Genomic DNA, 13,669 nt, shown 5'->3' on the forward strand with positions numbered 1-13,669 from the left:
CATGCGGGATGACGAAACGGACCAGTCTGTAGCAGCACGTCGCGTGCTGGTTATCTTCCGAAGCTGAGGTGCTTATATCATGACATCTGGTAGCGTGCCGACCTCATCGATGGAGCATGTGCGCGGCGATTGGATACTCAATATGGCGGACGATCGCTTGTCTTGAGTGCGCGAGCGTTCCGTGGAACTCCTTTAGGCTTTAAGGATGTTGGCGAGGCCGTCTTTCGGGTATATGCAGGCTATGCGAGGTTCTGCTCATGTCTGACGTTTCGAGTGTCGCATTATCCACTATAGCTCCGCTGCCACTGGGGCAGAACTGGTTGCCGCTCGCGTCGCGCCCCTGCTTTTCGACCCGTAGCGTCGATCATGTACGGCAGTGGATGACGCGGAAAATGGCGCCGCACCGCTTAACTCTGGTCGACCGGGCATCCACAATCGATGCCTCGGTCAACCGGGCTACGCTCGGAGGCACGACGTTCACCGCGATGACGATCGGTCCATCCGTCATAGTCGAGCTCGATCGATCGACCCGGTTTATCATTCAGATCCCGCTCAATGGTACGATCCAGGCGCAGATCAACTCCGAGCGTTACGAATGCTCGGAGGGCGGAGGGCTCATTTATGCGCCGGAGGACCACCGGGTGATGCAATGGTCGAGGGGAATCACGGCTCTCGTCATTCAGATTCCGAAGGCACGCCTGGAGGCGCATCACGCGATGCTGCGCGGTGCCGCGGGTTCTTCGCTCGCGCTTGTGTCATCGATGAGCAATCTCTCGCCGGAAGGACGAGCATTTTCCGGATTGGTCGGTTTCATCCTGAACGGCCTAGACGCGGGTTTGTTCGATGCGCCCAATGTCGCGCTTGAGATCGAACGGATGTTGATGTCGCTGCTCCTGACCGGCCACAGCCAGTCGGTTAGTGTTACGCGCAGCAACCAGGCAGTCATTCCTTATTATGTCCTGCGAGCGGAAAGGTTCATGCTCGATCATCTCGAGCATGACATCAGCCTTGCCGACATCGTCGCAGCATCTGGAGTGAGCGAGCGTAGTCTGCAAACGGGCTTTCGTCGCGCCCACGGTACCACGCCCCTGCGCCACCTGAAGCTTCTGCGGCTCGAAGGCGCGCACCACGCCTTGCTCAATGGGACCCCAGGGACGACGAGGGTGACGGACGTGGCGACGCGCTTCAACTTCTGGCAGCTCGGGCGCTTTTCGGCCGATTACAAGGAGTTGTACGGCCACCTCCCGTCCGAAGCCCTACTCCTCAAGCGAGAAACCGGCGCAGCATTTAGCTAGATCCGTCGGCGCCACGTCGCACGACCACTGTCATTTCAAACATTTCTGCGGCGTGCGCATACGACTGCGGCGGTCGCATAGCCGTTGCTCGGCGGACCTGTCCTATTCGAGACAGATCGCGGGGGTGTCTGAATGGGATCGCTTCAATGCAGCGTCCGGTCGGCCGCTCCTCGATCACCCACGCTTAACGCTCGACAGGGTAGGTCATGTTCCATCTCGGTATGCTTTCGTTTCCAATCCAGACGCACAACAGCATCGGGACGTGGAAGAGCGAGAATTATCTTTTTGACCGGTCTTTCGACCGCCCGGAACTGTGGATCGAGGTGGCAAAAGCTTGCGAAGATGCACGGTTCGACTTCCTTTTCGCCGCCGATAGCGAGGGGATATTTGCCGAATATCAGAACAGCCGCGACGGCACGCTGAAAGGCGGGAAATTTGTTCCTGCCTTCGATCAGACGGTGGTGGCGGACTATATCCTCGCTCACACTCGCCATCTCGGTGTGGTCGCCACGGTTTCGACTACGGCCAGTCAGCCTTACCTGACTGCGCGACGCTTCGCGTCGATGGATCATCTGTCGCGTGGTCGTATCGCGTGGAATATCGTGACCTCGACCCATAAGGCAGGGGTGCTCGGGGTTGGCCTTACAGAGCTTCCTTCCCATGACGATCGCTACGCCCAGGCCGACGAATATGTCGATCTTTGCAAGGCGCTTTGGCAGGGCTGGGACGAAGGCGCCGTCGTCGTCGACAAGCATAACGATGTCTTCATCGATCCGACGAAGGTCCATGACATCCACTTCGAGGGGCGCTTCTACCGCAGCTATGCGCCGCTCAATCTCCATCGCTCGCCTCAGGCCGGGCCGGTCTTGGCACAGGCCGGTGCGTCGAAGGTCGGCATCGCCTTCGCCGCGCGCCATGCCGAGCTGATGTTCGCGATCCAGCCCTATCGAGAGGGCATGAAATCCTATCATGATCGCGTGAAGGCAGCCGCCGCCGATGCAGGGCGCGACCCCAGCTCGGTCAAGGTGATGTTCGCGATGAACGCGTTCGTCGGCGAGAGCGAGGCCGAGGCCCGCGAAAAATACGATCGCCATCGCGCCATGATCACGCCCGAGGGCGCGATGGTGACGATGTCGGGGCTACTCGGCGTGGATCTCTCTACGGTCGATCCGACAGCTCCGATCTCAGAGCTCCAAGTACCTGGTGCTCAGGGACATATCGAAGCCTGGTCGAAGAGTGGCCACAACACCGTGTTCGATGCCACGATAGGCCACGCAGCCGGTGCGGGCATGGCTTTCGTCGGCACTGCCGAACAGATCGTCGAACAGATGCACGATGTGATGGCATATGTCGGGGGCGACGGCTTCGTCTATCACCCGCTCTATTTGCCTTATGATCTTCTCGAGTTCACCGGGAAGGTTGTCCCACTTCTCCAGAAAAGCGGCCTGACACGCAAGGATTACAGCGGCGGCACGCTTCGCGACAATCTCGTCGCATTCTGATCCGAGAATAATCGAAAACAAACATCGAAGGGGAATCCAGTCATGAAGCCAACTCGCGTCATGCTTTTGCTATCAACGGCACTTTGCCTCGTCGCATCGCCAGCCTTCGCACAGGCGGCGAACGATGATGGCACGACCGAGATCATCGTTACCGCCCAGAAGCGAAGCGAGCGCCTGAGCGAGGTGCCGCTGGCGATCACCGCGGCAACAGGTGCGCAGTTGCAGGTGCAGGGCATCACGACGACCGCCGATCTGACGAAGATCGTTCCCAGCCTGACCGTGCAGATCAGCGAATATGGCGTTCCGGTCTTTTCGATCCGCGGTGTCGGCTACAAGGACTTCTCGATCGGAGCGACGCCGGCCGTCGCGACCTATATGGATCAGGTCTCGCTGCCATATTCCGTTCTGACGCGCGGCGCGACGCTCGATCTGGAGCGTGTCGAAGTCCTCAAGGGACCACAGGGCACGTTGTTCGGGCAGAATTCCACCGGCGGTGCGATCAACTACATCGCCGCCAAGCCAACGGATAGCTTCCATGCCGGCGGGCTGCTGAACTATGGCCGCTTCAATCGTGTCGAACTCGAAGGCTTCGTCAGTGGCCCGCTCAACGACACGTTAGCCTTCCGCCTCGCGGTGCGGCACGAGTCCCAGGGCGCTTGGCAGAAGAGCTTCACCCGCGACGACGAACTCGGCCGCGTGGACTTCACCAATGCGCGCCTACTCGTCGATTGGAAGCCGACGGAGACACTCGGCTTCCAGTTGAATGTCAGTGGTTGGCGAGACCAGTCGGAAACACAGTCGGCCCAGTTCCAGCGGTTCACGCCATCGCGTCCGACGCCGGGCCCTCTGACCCAGGGCGTCTTCAATGCTCTCACCAATTATCCCGTTTCTCCTCGGAACAACCGCGCGGCGGATTGGGACAACGGTGTCAGCTTCGAGCGAGACGACAAGTTCTACATGCTGTCCCTGCGCGGCGACTGGGACATGGCGAGCGACCTGACGCTCTCGTCGATCACCGGCTATGTCCACTACAAGGGTGAAGCTCCCTTCGATTCCGACGGAACCGATTATCCAAACCTGCGCATCCACAAGTACGGCTTCGTCGAGTCATTCTCGCAGGAGCTGCGTCTGTCCGGTTCCTCCGGCCCGCTCAAATATATGGTTGGTGCCAACTATCAGGATGAGACGGTCAACGAATATTCTCACGACATCTTCTTCTCGAGCAATGTCACCGCAGGGCCCTATTATTTCCCGAGCGGCGACCGGATCAATAATCAGAAAATCGAGACGAAATCGATTTTTGGCAGCCTCGATTATGCCATCACGCCAACACTGACCCTGTCCGGATCGGCACGCTATTCCGACCAGAAGCGTCGGTTCGAGGGATGCTTCGCCGACTATGGCAATGGCCAGGCTGCGCTGGCCTTCAGCGTGTTCAGTGGCGTGGTACTGCCCAACGGATCGTGCCTCACGCTTGAAGATTCCACGCTTAAGTCGCTGCCGATCGTCGCCTCGGATCTCGATGAGGACAACGTCTCCTGGCGTGGCGTGGTCAGCTGGAAGCCCGCTACCGATACCTTGCTCTATGCAAGCCTTACCCGTGGCTACAAGGCTGGCAGCTATACTGTGCCCGCAGCGGCGTTCGCTTCCCAATTCACGCCGGTCACGCAAGAGTCCGTGCTGACCTATGAGGCTGGTGCCAAGCTAGGTCTGTTCGACCGCAAGGTTCAGCTGACGTCGGCCGCTTTCTACTACGATTACACGAACAAGCAGCTGGCCGGCACCGTGATCAATCCCTTCTTCGGACCGGTCTCCCAGCTGGTCAACATTCCCAAGTCGCGTGTTTATGGCGCGGAGCTGGAGTTGCTTGTGACGCTTGTACGCGGCCTTCGGCTGAGCGCGGGGGCCACCTATCTCAACTCGCGTGTAAAGGAGGATCCGCGTCCGCCGGCGCAACCACGCGATCCTCTGGGCCGGGTGAACAGCTTCGTGGGCGAGAGCTTTCCCAACACACCGAAGTGGCTCCTGGTTGGCGATGCCCAATATGACTTCCCGATCCGGTCGGACATGGACATGTTCGTCGGCGGTAACATCTCCTATCGTTCGAGCACGGCTGCGGCGTTCGGCGACGGGCTTGAATTCGCCATCGCCGGCTATAGCCTGATCGATCTGCGGGCTGGCTTTGCGGCACGAGATGGGCTCTGGCGGGTTCAATTCTACGGCCGCAACGTGACGAATAAATATTACTGGACCGGCGTGCCGCGAAACCTGGACACGATCGTGCGCTTTGCTGGTCAGCCCGCCACCTACGGCGTGCAGGTCAGTTTCCGTCTCTAGTCGATCCTATCGGCGATGAGCCTAAAATACGCCGGCCTAGGCGGCGCGTGCCACGCAGGGTTTGATCGCTCCGGCTGATCGAACCCTGCGCAGCTTGCTCAAACATTAGACGGACATCATGCCGGAGATGAGGGCCTTCCATCCGCTGGGACGGCGACGATGGAGTGGCTTGCGGTGGGGCGAGGTGCGGATCCCCGTCGCATCCGGGCTCGGCGGCCTCCTCTCTCTCGCGAGGCTGCGCCCGCCGAATAATCGCTGCGGTTTGCCAATAGCGATCGTTCCATCGCATTCGATAAGGATTGGCCATGGTAGCTTCCCCGTCGCAAACGTCCGAATGGCGCGAAGGCTGGCGCCCCCTGGCGGCTGCGGCTGTAGGGATAGGCACCGGCTATAATCTCTTCATGTATACCGCCGGCTTGTTCATCCTGCCGATGCAAGCGGAATTCGGTTGGTCCCGTTCGGAACTGGCCTTCGGCCCGATGGTGGGGTTGATCGCTGCCTTTTTCATGCCGATGACCGGCTGGCTGACCGATCGCGTCGGCGCGCGACGGCTTGGGATGATTGGCCTCGCGGCGATGGCAGCCTGTTATGTCGGCCTCGCGCTCGCACCGCCCAGCAATGGCTTCTTCCTTGCAATGGTGCTGGTGATTGCGGTGGTCAGCCCCCTCTCTAGTCCGGTCAGCTTCACCCGCGGAGTGCTGCCATATTTTAGGCGTAACACCGGTGCGGCGGTAGCCATCGCGATGACCGGCATCTCGGTGGCTGGCTTCGTGCTCGTGCCGCTGGTCGGGCTGGTGATCGCCGATTTTGGCTGGCGGCAGGCCTACTACGCGCTGGCTGCTACATTGCTCGTTCTGGCCTTGCCGATCATATTTGCCTGGTTCAGCGAAAAGCCGGGCAACGACGAACTGCCCGCCGCGCGGCGTGGCAACCCGCTCGCTGAACTCAACGGTGCTGCGCGCGACGGTCGCTTCTGGATCATGGTGGTGGGCTTCGGCGCGGCCTCGCTGCTGCTCGGCGGAGTTCTCAGTCAAACGCAACCGCTGCTCGTGAGCCACGGTCTCAGCTTGCTCGCCGCCACAGCACTGGTCACCGCATACACGGTCACCATCGGCATCGGCCGTCTGTGTGCCGGTTTCATGCTCGACCGCTTCCATCCCCACTTGGTCGTGCGGGTGTGTCTACTGTTGGCCGCACTCGGCGGGCTGGGGGTAGCGCTGATGCCCGATGACGCGCCGATCGCGCTGATTGCTCTGTGCATCATGTTGATCGGTTTCGGACATGGCGCGGAGAGCGATTTCATCGTCTTCTTCAGCGTGCGTATTTTCGGGGAAAAGATTGCGTCGACCTTATTCGGGGTGATGGCTTTCGTGATCTCGATCGGTATGGCGGTAGGAGGCCTGATTTTCGCGCAGGTGTACGATCATACTGGCAGCTATCGTCTTGCGCTCGGCGGGACGGCGGCGCTGATGGCGGTCGCGGCGGTTCTCATCGGCCGGCTGCACGTGACCCAACGGACATGATGCTGGCGGATCTCCCGCGGGTCGCCGCGCACTTGTTCGGTGACAGAACCGCGGTGATCGCCGGCGAGCACCGGCTTAGCTTCGCGGAGATCGACCGTCAGTCTGCCTATCTTGCGGGTGCTTTAACAGCCCGCAGGATCGTCCCAGGCGACCGGGTGACGCTGTACGGCGAGAATAGCTGGGAATGGATCGTCGCTTATTATGGGATCGCGCGCGCTGGCGCCGTGATCAATCCGGTCAACATGCTTCTGACGCCGCAGGAGGTGCGATACATCGTCGACGATTGCGATGTTGGCACCGTAATCGCGAGCCCCTCGAAATTGGCCGATCTCGTTCCCGCGCTGTCCGGAAGCGGCGTGCGCATCATGCTGTCCTATGCTGATATTCCCGAACTGATCGCGGAAGAAATGCTCGAACCGAACGTCGCTCGGTCAGAAAATGATCTCGCGACGATCGCCTATACCTCGGGCACGACGGGCCGGCCAAAAGGTGCACTGCTCACGCATCGCAGCATTGTGACGAATGTTCGCATGACCGCGGTGATGCACGGCCGCTCAGCGAACGATATCATCGTCACGGCCCTGCCGCTGCCGCATGTCTACGGCAATGTCGTTATGAGCAGCACGGTCCTTTCAGGAGCCACCTTGGTCCTTCACACTCGCTTCGAAGCGGGTACCATCCTCGATTCTATCGCTGCTCACCGCGCGACGATGCTCGAGGGCGTCCCGACCATGTATCATTATCTGCTGCAGAGCCCGGCGCTGGCACAGGCCGATCTTTCATCGCTTCGGCTGTGCACTGTCGGCGGTCAGACCATGCCGGTGAGCGTGATGGAAACGGTCGAGGCGCGCTTCGGCTGCCCGTTGATCGAGCTTTGGGGGATGACCGAACTCGGCGGACTCGGCACCACCCATCCCCACACCGGCCCTCGGCGCCACGGTTCGATCGGCGTGCCCTTGCCCTTCATGGAAGCCCGGATCGATGCACCGGAGGAAGGCGTCGGCGAACTGCTGGTGCGCGGCGCGATGGTGATGCAGGGCTATCACAATGCTCCCGAGCTGACCTGCGAGACGATCGATCCCGATGGTTGGTTGCGCACCGGCGATCTCGCGCGGATCGATGGGCAGGGATTCATCTTCGTCGTCGATCGAAAGAAGGACATGATCCTGACCGCGGGCAACAACATTTACCCGGCCGAGCTGGAGCGGGTGATCGCGATGCATCCCGGTGTCGCCTTCTCCGCCGTCGCGGGCCTTCCCGATGCCGCCAAGGGTGAGGTACCGGTCGCCTTCATCGTTCCGCGCGCCGGCGCGACACTGAGTGCTCACGAGATGGATGCCCACTGCCGGCTCCACCTCGCGCCCTACAAGGTGCCGCGCGCCTACCGCTTCGTCGACGACCTGCCGAAGACCAGCACCGGCAAGATCATGCGGCGCGCGCTCGCCGAACTTTCCACGGACAACGACACGATCGCGAGGACAGGATCATGACCGACTTCTTCAGACATCATGTGATGACCATCGACGGCAAGCCGGCGACGGCGGGCGCGACGATCGACGTCATCAACCCCGCCACCGAGGAGGTGATCGCGGGCGCCCCTGATGCCAGCCGCGATCAGCTGGAGCAGGCGGTGGCCGCCGCGCAGCGCGCCTATCCGGCGTGGCGCGATACGCCGCTGGCCGAGCGCCAGGCGCTGGTCGCGAAGATCGGCGACCTGATCGAGGCGCATGCCGAGGATTTCATGCGGCTGCTGACGATGGAGCAGGGCAAGGCGCGAGCGGGCGCCGAATGGGAGATTTTCGGATCGGCCGCCTGGTGCCGTGCCGTCGCCGCCCAGACACTGGAGGTCGAGACGGTCGCCGACCAGCCCGATCGCCGGGTCGAAACGCGGCGGGTGCCGATCGGTGTCGTGGGGGCGATCACCCCGTGGAACTTCCCGATCCTGCTCGCGATCTGGAAGATCGCCCCGGCACTGGCGACCGGCAATGTGATGGTGCTGAAGCCGTCGCCGTTCACGCCGCTCGGCACGCTCAAGCTGGGCGAGCTGCTGCAGGGCGTGCTGCCGCCGGGCGTGCTCAACATCGTGTCGGGCGGCAACGATCTCGGTGCGTGGATCACGCAGCATCCGGCGATCGGCAAGATCAGCTTCACCGGATCGACCGCGACCGGGCGTCGGATCATGGAAAGCGCGTCGGGCAATCTGAAGCGGATCACCCTGGAACTGGGCGGCAACGATCCGGCGATCGTCATGCCCGACGTCGATCCGAAGACGGTTGCCAAGGAGCTGTTCTGGGCGGCCTTCCAGAACAGCGCGCAATTCTGCGTCGCGGCCAAGCGGCTCTATGTCATGAGGATATCTACGACGCGGTCCGCGACGAGATGATCGCCTATGCGCNCCGGCGATCGTCATGCCCGACGTCGATCCGAAGACGGTTGCCAAGGAGCTGTTCTGGGCGGCCTTCCAGAACAGCGCGCAATTCTGCGTCGCGGCCAAGCGGCTCTATGTCCATGAGGATATCTACGACGCGGTCCGCGACGAGATGATCGCCTATGCGCAGACGGTGAAGGTCGGCGACGGATCGCAGCAGGGCACCGATCTCGGCCCGATCCAGAACCGCATGCAATATGAGAAGGTCAAGGATCTGCTCGCCGACACGCGGCGGATCGGCGCCAATATCGTCGCCGGNGGCACCGATCTCGGCCCGATCCAGAACCGCATGCAATATGAGAAGGTCAAGGATCTGCTCGCCGACACGCGGCGGATCGGCGCCAATATCGTCGCCGGCGGTGAGGCCGGCGAAGGGCCGGGCTATTTCATCCCGGTCACCATCGTCGACAATCCGCCCGACGACAGCCGCGTCGTGACCGAGGAAGCGTTCGGCCCGGTCCTTCCGCTGCTCAAATTCTCCGACGTCGACGATGTGATCGCGCGGGCGAACAGCACCGAATATGGCCTGGCCGCATCGGTCTGGTCGAAGGATACCGCTGCCGCGCTGCGCATCGCCGAGCGGATTGAGGCGGGGACGGTGTGGATCAACGAGATCCACGTCTTCGGCCCGCACATCGCCTTTGGCGGGCACAAGCAGTCGGGCATGGGCGTCGAGAACGCGCTCGACGGCCTGGCCGAATATACCAATCCGCAGACGATCACCGTGAAGGAGATCACGGGATGAAACGAGCGCGTCCATGAGCGGAATGGCACGTGACTGGAGCAGGTCCACACGGCTTGCCTGGTTCAGCCTCGGCAACTTGCCGGTTGTCGAGATTGGTATGATGTCGAGCGCCGATTTCGCGGTCATCGATCTCCAGCATGGGCTGTGGGATCGCTTATCGGCGCACAATGCCGTCGGTTTGATTGGTGGTTCGCGTGCGTTGATCCGATCGGCGAATGGTGATGACGCGGCGATCTCCCAAGCGCTCGATACGGGCGCCGCGGGCGTGATCGTTCCGATGATCGAAACAGCCGCGCAGGCTGCCGCCGCCGTGCTTGCGGCAGGCTTCATGCCGGCGGGGCGCCGCTCTGCCGGCGGCGTCCGCCCGATCGTGAACGGTCTCGGAAACTATGTCCGGAGCGGCCGTCCAGTGATTGGCATCATGATCGAAAGCCGGACCGGGGTGGAAAACGCGGAGGCGATCGCGGCGGTCGACGGTGTCGACTTCATCTTTATCGGCTCAGGCGATCTCAGGCTCTCGCTGGCTGCCACCGACGATGCCGCATTCGATCGGGCATGTGATGCGATCCTCGTTGCCTGCCGCGGTGCGGGGAAACCTTGCGGCATTTTCACGCCTGCCGGACGCAGTTGGCGGGAGATGATCGAACGCGGTTTCAGCATCGTGACGACCGCAGACGATATTGGTGCGGTGATGGCTGGGTTTGCAGACCCAGCGACCGGGGAGCAATGAATGGTGTACGCTTGTGTCGAAGAGTTGATCAATGTCCTCGAGCCCGACACCATCACGCCGGCCGAAGCACTGCATGACCGCCGGATGGCTGACTGGAGCGGTTATGCTGGGGGGACGGGCGCTGCACTTGTCCGGCCCCGCACAACGGAGGACCTCTCTCTCACGCTGGCAATCTGCAACCGCCATCGTGCACCGGTGATCGTACAAGGCGGGTTGACCGGGCTCGCTGGCGCCGCGACTTGCCAGGATGGCGAGATCATGATCAGCCTCGAACGAATGCGCGCGATTGAGGAGCTCGACCCCGTTTCCGCGACGCTGACTGTTCAGGCGGGTGCCGCGCTTCAGCATGTGCAGGAAGCGGCAGAAGCGGCTGGCTTTTATTTCCCGCTCGATCTCGGTGCGCGCGGTAGTTGCACCGTCGGAGGGCTGATCGGGACCAATGCCGGCGGCAACCGCGTGATCAAATATGGCATGACCCGCGCCCATGTCCTAGATGTCGAAGCCGTGCTGGCCGATGGCAGTGTGATTGGCGGCCAGCGTAAAATGCTCAAGAATAATACCGGCTACGATCTCCCCGGCCTTTTGGTCGGCAGCGAGGGGACTCTGGCCGTTGTCACCCGCGCAGTCCTGCGTCTTCAGGCGCCAACTGTAAAGTCTACCGCCTGGTGTGGTCTCGCGAGTTTTGAAGCGGTAACGGCGTTGCTCCGACGCGCGCAGGAGCGTCTGTCCGGAGGGGTTTCGGCATTTGAGCTGATGTGGCCGAGCTATTATGGCTTCGTTCTCACAAATTTTCCGAAGCTGCGCCGGCCTCTGGAGGGTAGCCACGCCTTCAACGTCTTGCTGGAAACCGACGGCAGCGGCGCGGCGAACCAGCAAGATGAGTTCATCGCCTTTCTCGCCGACATGCTGGAGGACGGGCTTATCGCCGACGCGGCGGTCGCCAATTCCGATCGCGATGCGGCCGATTTCTGGGCAATCCGAGATGCGCCCGGAGAATTTCCCCGGATGATGCCGGAGATGGTTGCGTTCGACATCAGCTTCGCCGTCTCGCAGATGTCGGAGGCGGTCGATCGCATCACCGGGATGCTGGCCGCCGCTTTCCCGCAAGCTACCGCTTTGTTCTACGGCCATATCGGCGACGGCAACATTCACCTGATTGTCGATCCTCTTGTGACCGACGCGGCGACCAAGCGCGCCATCGAGCAGGACGTCTATGCGATCGTCGGCCAATTGAATGGCGCTGTTTCCGCCGAACATGGCATCGGCCTCAAGAAGCGCGACGTTTTGCCGCAGAGCCGAAGCGCAAGTGACCTCGCGGCTATGCGTGCGATCAAGGCGGCCCTCGATCCCAACCACATCCTCGCGCGTGGACGGATTTTCGGCACTGTTGCGTGACTGAAACCCATCCGGCTAGGTGCCGACTCCATGCCGGGCGCAGCATAGAGCGCGCCGTCACGATCGCTGATATCGCGGCGATGGCCCGACGGCGTCTGCCGGCCTTCGTAAAGGAATATCTCGAGGGTGGCGCGGAGGGGGAGCGATCGCTCGCCGCCAATCGCGATGCTTTCGCATCGCTTGCCTTGCGTCCTCGGGTGCTGACAGGCGGGGGCGAACCACCTCCGGCGACGATCTTCAGCCGCTCCCTGCCGCTTCCCCTTATAATTGCACCGACGGGCTTCAACGCGCTCCATTGGCGGCGACCGCGACCTTGGAATAACTCGGCATGCGGCCATTGTCGTCGGTCTCATCCAGAAAGGCATCCATGCGTTCGAGAATGCGCTTGGCGACGCTGGACGCCTGACCCATCCATATCGGTGTGCCGAAAATCAGAATGTCGGCAGCGAGGATCTTTTCCCGAATTCCGGGCCAAGCATCGCCAGCACCCTCATCGGACAGCACGCCAGGATGGGCATTGTGATCTGCGATGCGAATTGTCTCGGCGATCTCCACGTCTTTTGCCGTAAATGCCTTTGCCAGCACCGCGATCATAGCGTCGGTGGAACTGCTTTCGCCGTTGGCGGAACGCTTAAGGGTGCAATTGATAGGTTGGGCTATAAGCGCCATGGTTCTCGGCCCGTATAAGATGCAGGGTACAGACGAACCGCGGACAACGGCGTTTCCGGCGCAGGCTCATCAGCCAGGAGGCCTACGCAAAATCGCTCCTCTTGCTGATGTTCTCTTTTGGGCTCTCCGTATCGTGGACGGTGCTGTCCTTGCCCCGCACGGGTGCATTAGCTATATAGTTAGCCAAGGAGATTCCATGACCCAGTTCTCGGTCCACGATGCCAAGACCAACCTGTCCCGCCTGATCGCTGACGCGCTCGCCGGCGGGGAGGTGGTGATCGCACGCGGCAACGTGCCGGTGGTGCGTCTGGTGCCGGTCAATCCACGCGGGCGTCGGCGCTTTGGAGCACTCAAGGGCAAGATCGCCATGGATGCTCGCTTCAATGAGCCGCTGCCCGAGGATGAACTGGGCGGGTGGAATCTGGCTTGAGGCTGTTGCTCGACACCCATGCTCTGATCTGGTGGCTTGCGGGTGACGATGCGCTGAGCTCGGCAGCGCGCGAGGCCATCAGCGGCGAGAGCAATCCCGTCGCGGTCAGCGCTGCCTCCGCCATGGAGATCGCCACCAAGTACCGCATCGGCAAGCTGCCTAACGCGGCGCTTCTGGCGCAGGACTTCGAAGGCATAGTCGCTGAGCAGGGTTTCGACGAACTTGCCATCAGTGTCCACCACGCGCAACTAGCCGGGGAAATGAATATCCCTCACAAAGACCCGTTCGACCGTCTTTTGATCGCGCAGGCGCAGGCTGAGGACTTGGTGCTGGTTTCCAATGAGGCACTTTTCGACGGCTTCGCGATAAAGCGCCTTTGGTAAGGTACGGCCGTTACGTTTGAAAGCCCACGCGATGTGCCTCTCTCCATGTTCTGACGGAGGGCATGCGCGCAGTTCCTCTCAGCAGCGGACGCGTTTGCGCCTGAAACATGCGTCAGGACGCGAAATCCTCAGCCGTCCGAGCGCCCAGGAGGGAGGAACGCGCAAGCTGCCAAATTGACTTGATCACTAGTTTCACCGAGATGTGAACTTCACTAAGTCTGCGAAACCATAA

At 61.5% G+C, this 13,669-nt stretch carries 12 protein-coding genes and 2 pseudogenes; 13 read left to right on the plus strand and 1 reads right to left on the minus strand.

What is annotated here, in order from left to right; translation table 11 throughout:
- Positions 1-380 precede the first annotated feature (380 nt).
- The 11 genes and pseudogenes from ASE22_RS14010 to ASE22_RS27995 all read left to right on the plus strand — a co-directional run.
- Positions 381-1,295, plus strand: coding sequence for an AraC family transcriptional regulator (locus ASE22_RS14010; protein WP_056360447.1), 915 nt, complete (start codon positions 381-383; stop codon positions 1,293-1,295).
- Positions 1,296-1,501: 206 nt separating this feature from the next.
- The gene (locus ASE22_RS14015; RefSeq protein ID WP_056360450.1) at positions 1,502-2,797 is read left to right on the plus strand and encodes an NtaA/DmoA family FMN-dependent monooxygenase; all 1,296 of its coding nucleotides are present in this window, start codon (positions 1,502-1,504) and stop codon (positions 2,795-2,797) included.
- A gap of 42 nt (positions 2,798-2,839) precedes the next feature.
- Positions 2,840-5,134, plus strand: coding sequence for a TonB-dependent receptor (locus ASE22_RS14020; protein WP_082545455.1), 2,295 nt, complete (start codon positions 2,840-2,842; stop codon positions 5,132-5,134).
- A 305-nt stretch (positions 5,135-5,439) separates the two neighbouring features.
- Positions 5,440-6,657: an MFS transporter gene (locus ASE22_RS27630; protein WP_082545456.1), complete on the plus strand. Its 1,218-nt coding sequence runs from the start codon at positions 5,440-5,442 to the stop codon at positions 6,655-6,657.
- A 32-nt stretch (positions 6,658-6,689) separates the two neighbouring features.
- A complete protein-coding gene (locus ASE22_RS14030; protein ID WP_235538160.1) occupies positions 6,690-8,147 on the plus strand; it encodes a class I adenylate-forming enzyme family protein in 1,458 nt (485 codons plus the stop codon).
- Positions 8,144-9,040, plus strand: coding sequence for an aldehyde dehydrogenase family protein (locus tag ASE22_RS14035; RefSeq protein ID WP_235538161.1), 897 nt, complete (start codon positions 8,144-8,146; stop codon positions 9,038-9,040). Before ASE22_RS14030 ends, ASE22_RS14035 begins: the two co-directional genes overlap by 4 nt.
- 25 nt (positions 9,041-9,065) lie before the next feature.
- Positions 9,066-9,343: aldehyde dehydrogenase family protein (locus ASE22_RS27635; protein ID WP_235538167.1), on the plus strand; the 278-nt coding region annotated here is incomplete at its 3' end.
- Between the two features lies 1 nt (position 9,344).
- Positions 9,345-9,830: pseudogene (locus ASE22_RS27640) on the plus strand (aldehyde dehydrogenase family protein); the annotation flags it as partial.
- 13 nt (positions 9,831-9,843) lie between these two features.
- The gene (locus tag ASE22_RS14045; RefSeq protein ID WP_082545458.1) at positions 9,844-10,560 is read left to right on the plus strand and encodes an HpcH/HpaI aldolase family protein; all 717 of its coding nucleotides are present in this window, start codon (positions 9,844-9,846) and stop codon (positions 10,558-10,560) included.
- Entirely contained in the window at positions 10,561-11,955 is a 1,395-nt protein-coding gene (locus ASE22_RS14050) for an FAD-binding oxidoreductase (RefSeq protein WP_056360466.1), read from the plus strand.
- 80 nt (positions 11,956-12,035) lie between these two features.
- A pseudogene (locus tag ASE22_RS27995) lies at positions 12,036-12,200 on the plus strand (alpha-hydroxy-acid oxidizing protein); the annotation flags it as partial.
- A gap of 37 nt (positions 12,201-12,237) precedes the next feature.
- Here ASE22_RS27995 and ASE22_RS14055 read toward each other — a convergent pair.
- Positions 12,238-12,624, minus strand: a complete 387-nt coding sequence (locus tag ASE22_RS14055; RefSeq protein ID WP_082545459.1) for a flavodoxin family protein — start codon at positions 12,622-12,624, stop codon at positions 12,238-12,240.
- 196 nt (positions 12,625-12,820) lie between these two features.
- Here ASE22_RS14055 and ASE22_RS14060 point away from each other — a divergent pair, with 196 nt between their 5' ends.
- Both ASE22_RS14060 and ASE22_RS14065 read left to right on the plus strand, forming a co-directional pair.
- The gene (locus ASE22_RS14060; RefSeq protein WP_056360469.1) at positions 12,821-13,054 is read left to right on the plus strand and encodes a type II toxin-antitoxin system Phd/YefM family antitoxin; all 234 of its coding nucleotides are present in this window, start codon (positions 12,821-12,823) and stop codon (positions 13,052-13,054) included.
- Positions 13,051-13,437 carry a type II toxin-antitoxin system VapC family toxin gene (locus ASE22_RS14065; RefSeq protein WP_056360472.1) on the plus strand — a complete coding sequence of 129 codons (387 nt, stop codon included), beginning with the start codon at positions 13,051-13,053 and terminating at the stop codon, positions 13,435-13,437. Before ASE22_RS14060 ends, ASE22_RS14065 begins: the two co-directional genes overlap by 4 nt.
- The last annotated feature ends 232 nt before the right edge of the window (positions 13,438-13,669 follow it).

This window comes from Sphingomonas sp. Root720, from assembly GCF_001428605.1.
Taxonomy (GTDB): Bacteria; Pseudomonadota; Alphaproteobacteria; order Sphingomonadales; family Sphingomonadaceae; genus Rhizorhabdus.

Bases quoted from the DNA above. Each gene is read 5' to 3' on its own strand.
- ASE22_RS14060 (WP_056360469.1), top strand. From the start codon at position 12,821: ATGACCCAGTTCTCGGTCCACGATGCCAAGACCAACCTGTCCCGCCTG.
- ASE22_RS14020 (WP_082545455.1), top strand. From the start codon at position 2,840: ATGAAGCCAACTCGCGTCATGCTTTTGCTATCAACGGCACTTTGCCTC.
- ASE22_RS27630 (WP_082545456.1), top strand. From the start codon at position 5,440: ATGGTAGCTTCCCCGTCGCAAACGTCCGAATGGCGCGAAGGCTGGCGC.
- ASE22_RS14035 (WP_235538161.1), top strand. From the start codon at position 8,144: ATGACCGACTTCTTCAGACATCATGTGATGACCATCGACGGCAAGCCG.
- ASE22_RS14045 (WP_082545458.1), top strand. From the start codon at position 9,844: ATGAGCGGAATGGCACGTGACTGGAGCAGGTCCACACGGCTTGCCTGG.
- ASE22_RS14055 (WP_082545459.1), bottom strand. From the start codon at position 12,624: ATGGCGCTTATAGCCCAACCTATCAATTGCACCCTTAAGCGTTCCGCC.
- ASE22_RS14015 (WP_056360450.1), top strand. From the start codon at position 1,502: ATGTTCCATCTCGGTATGCTTTCGTTTCCAATCCAGACGCACAACAGC.
- ASE22_RS14010 (WP_056360447.1), top strand. From the start codon at position 381: ATGACGCGGAAAATGGCGCCGCACCGCTTAACTCTGGTCGACCGGGCA.
- ASE22_RS14050 (WP_056360466.1), top strand. From the start codon at position 10,561: ATGGTGTACGCTTGTGTCGAAGAGTTGATCAATGTCCTCGAGCCCGAC.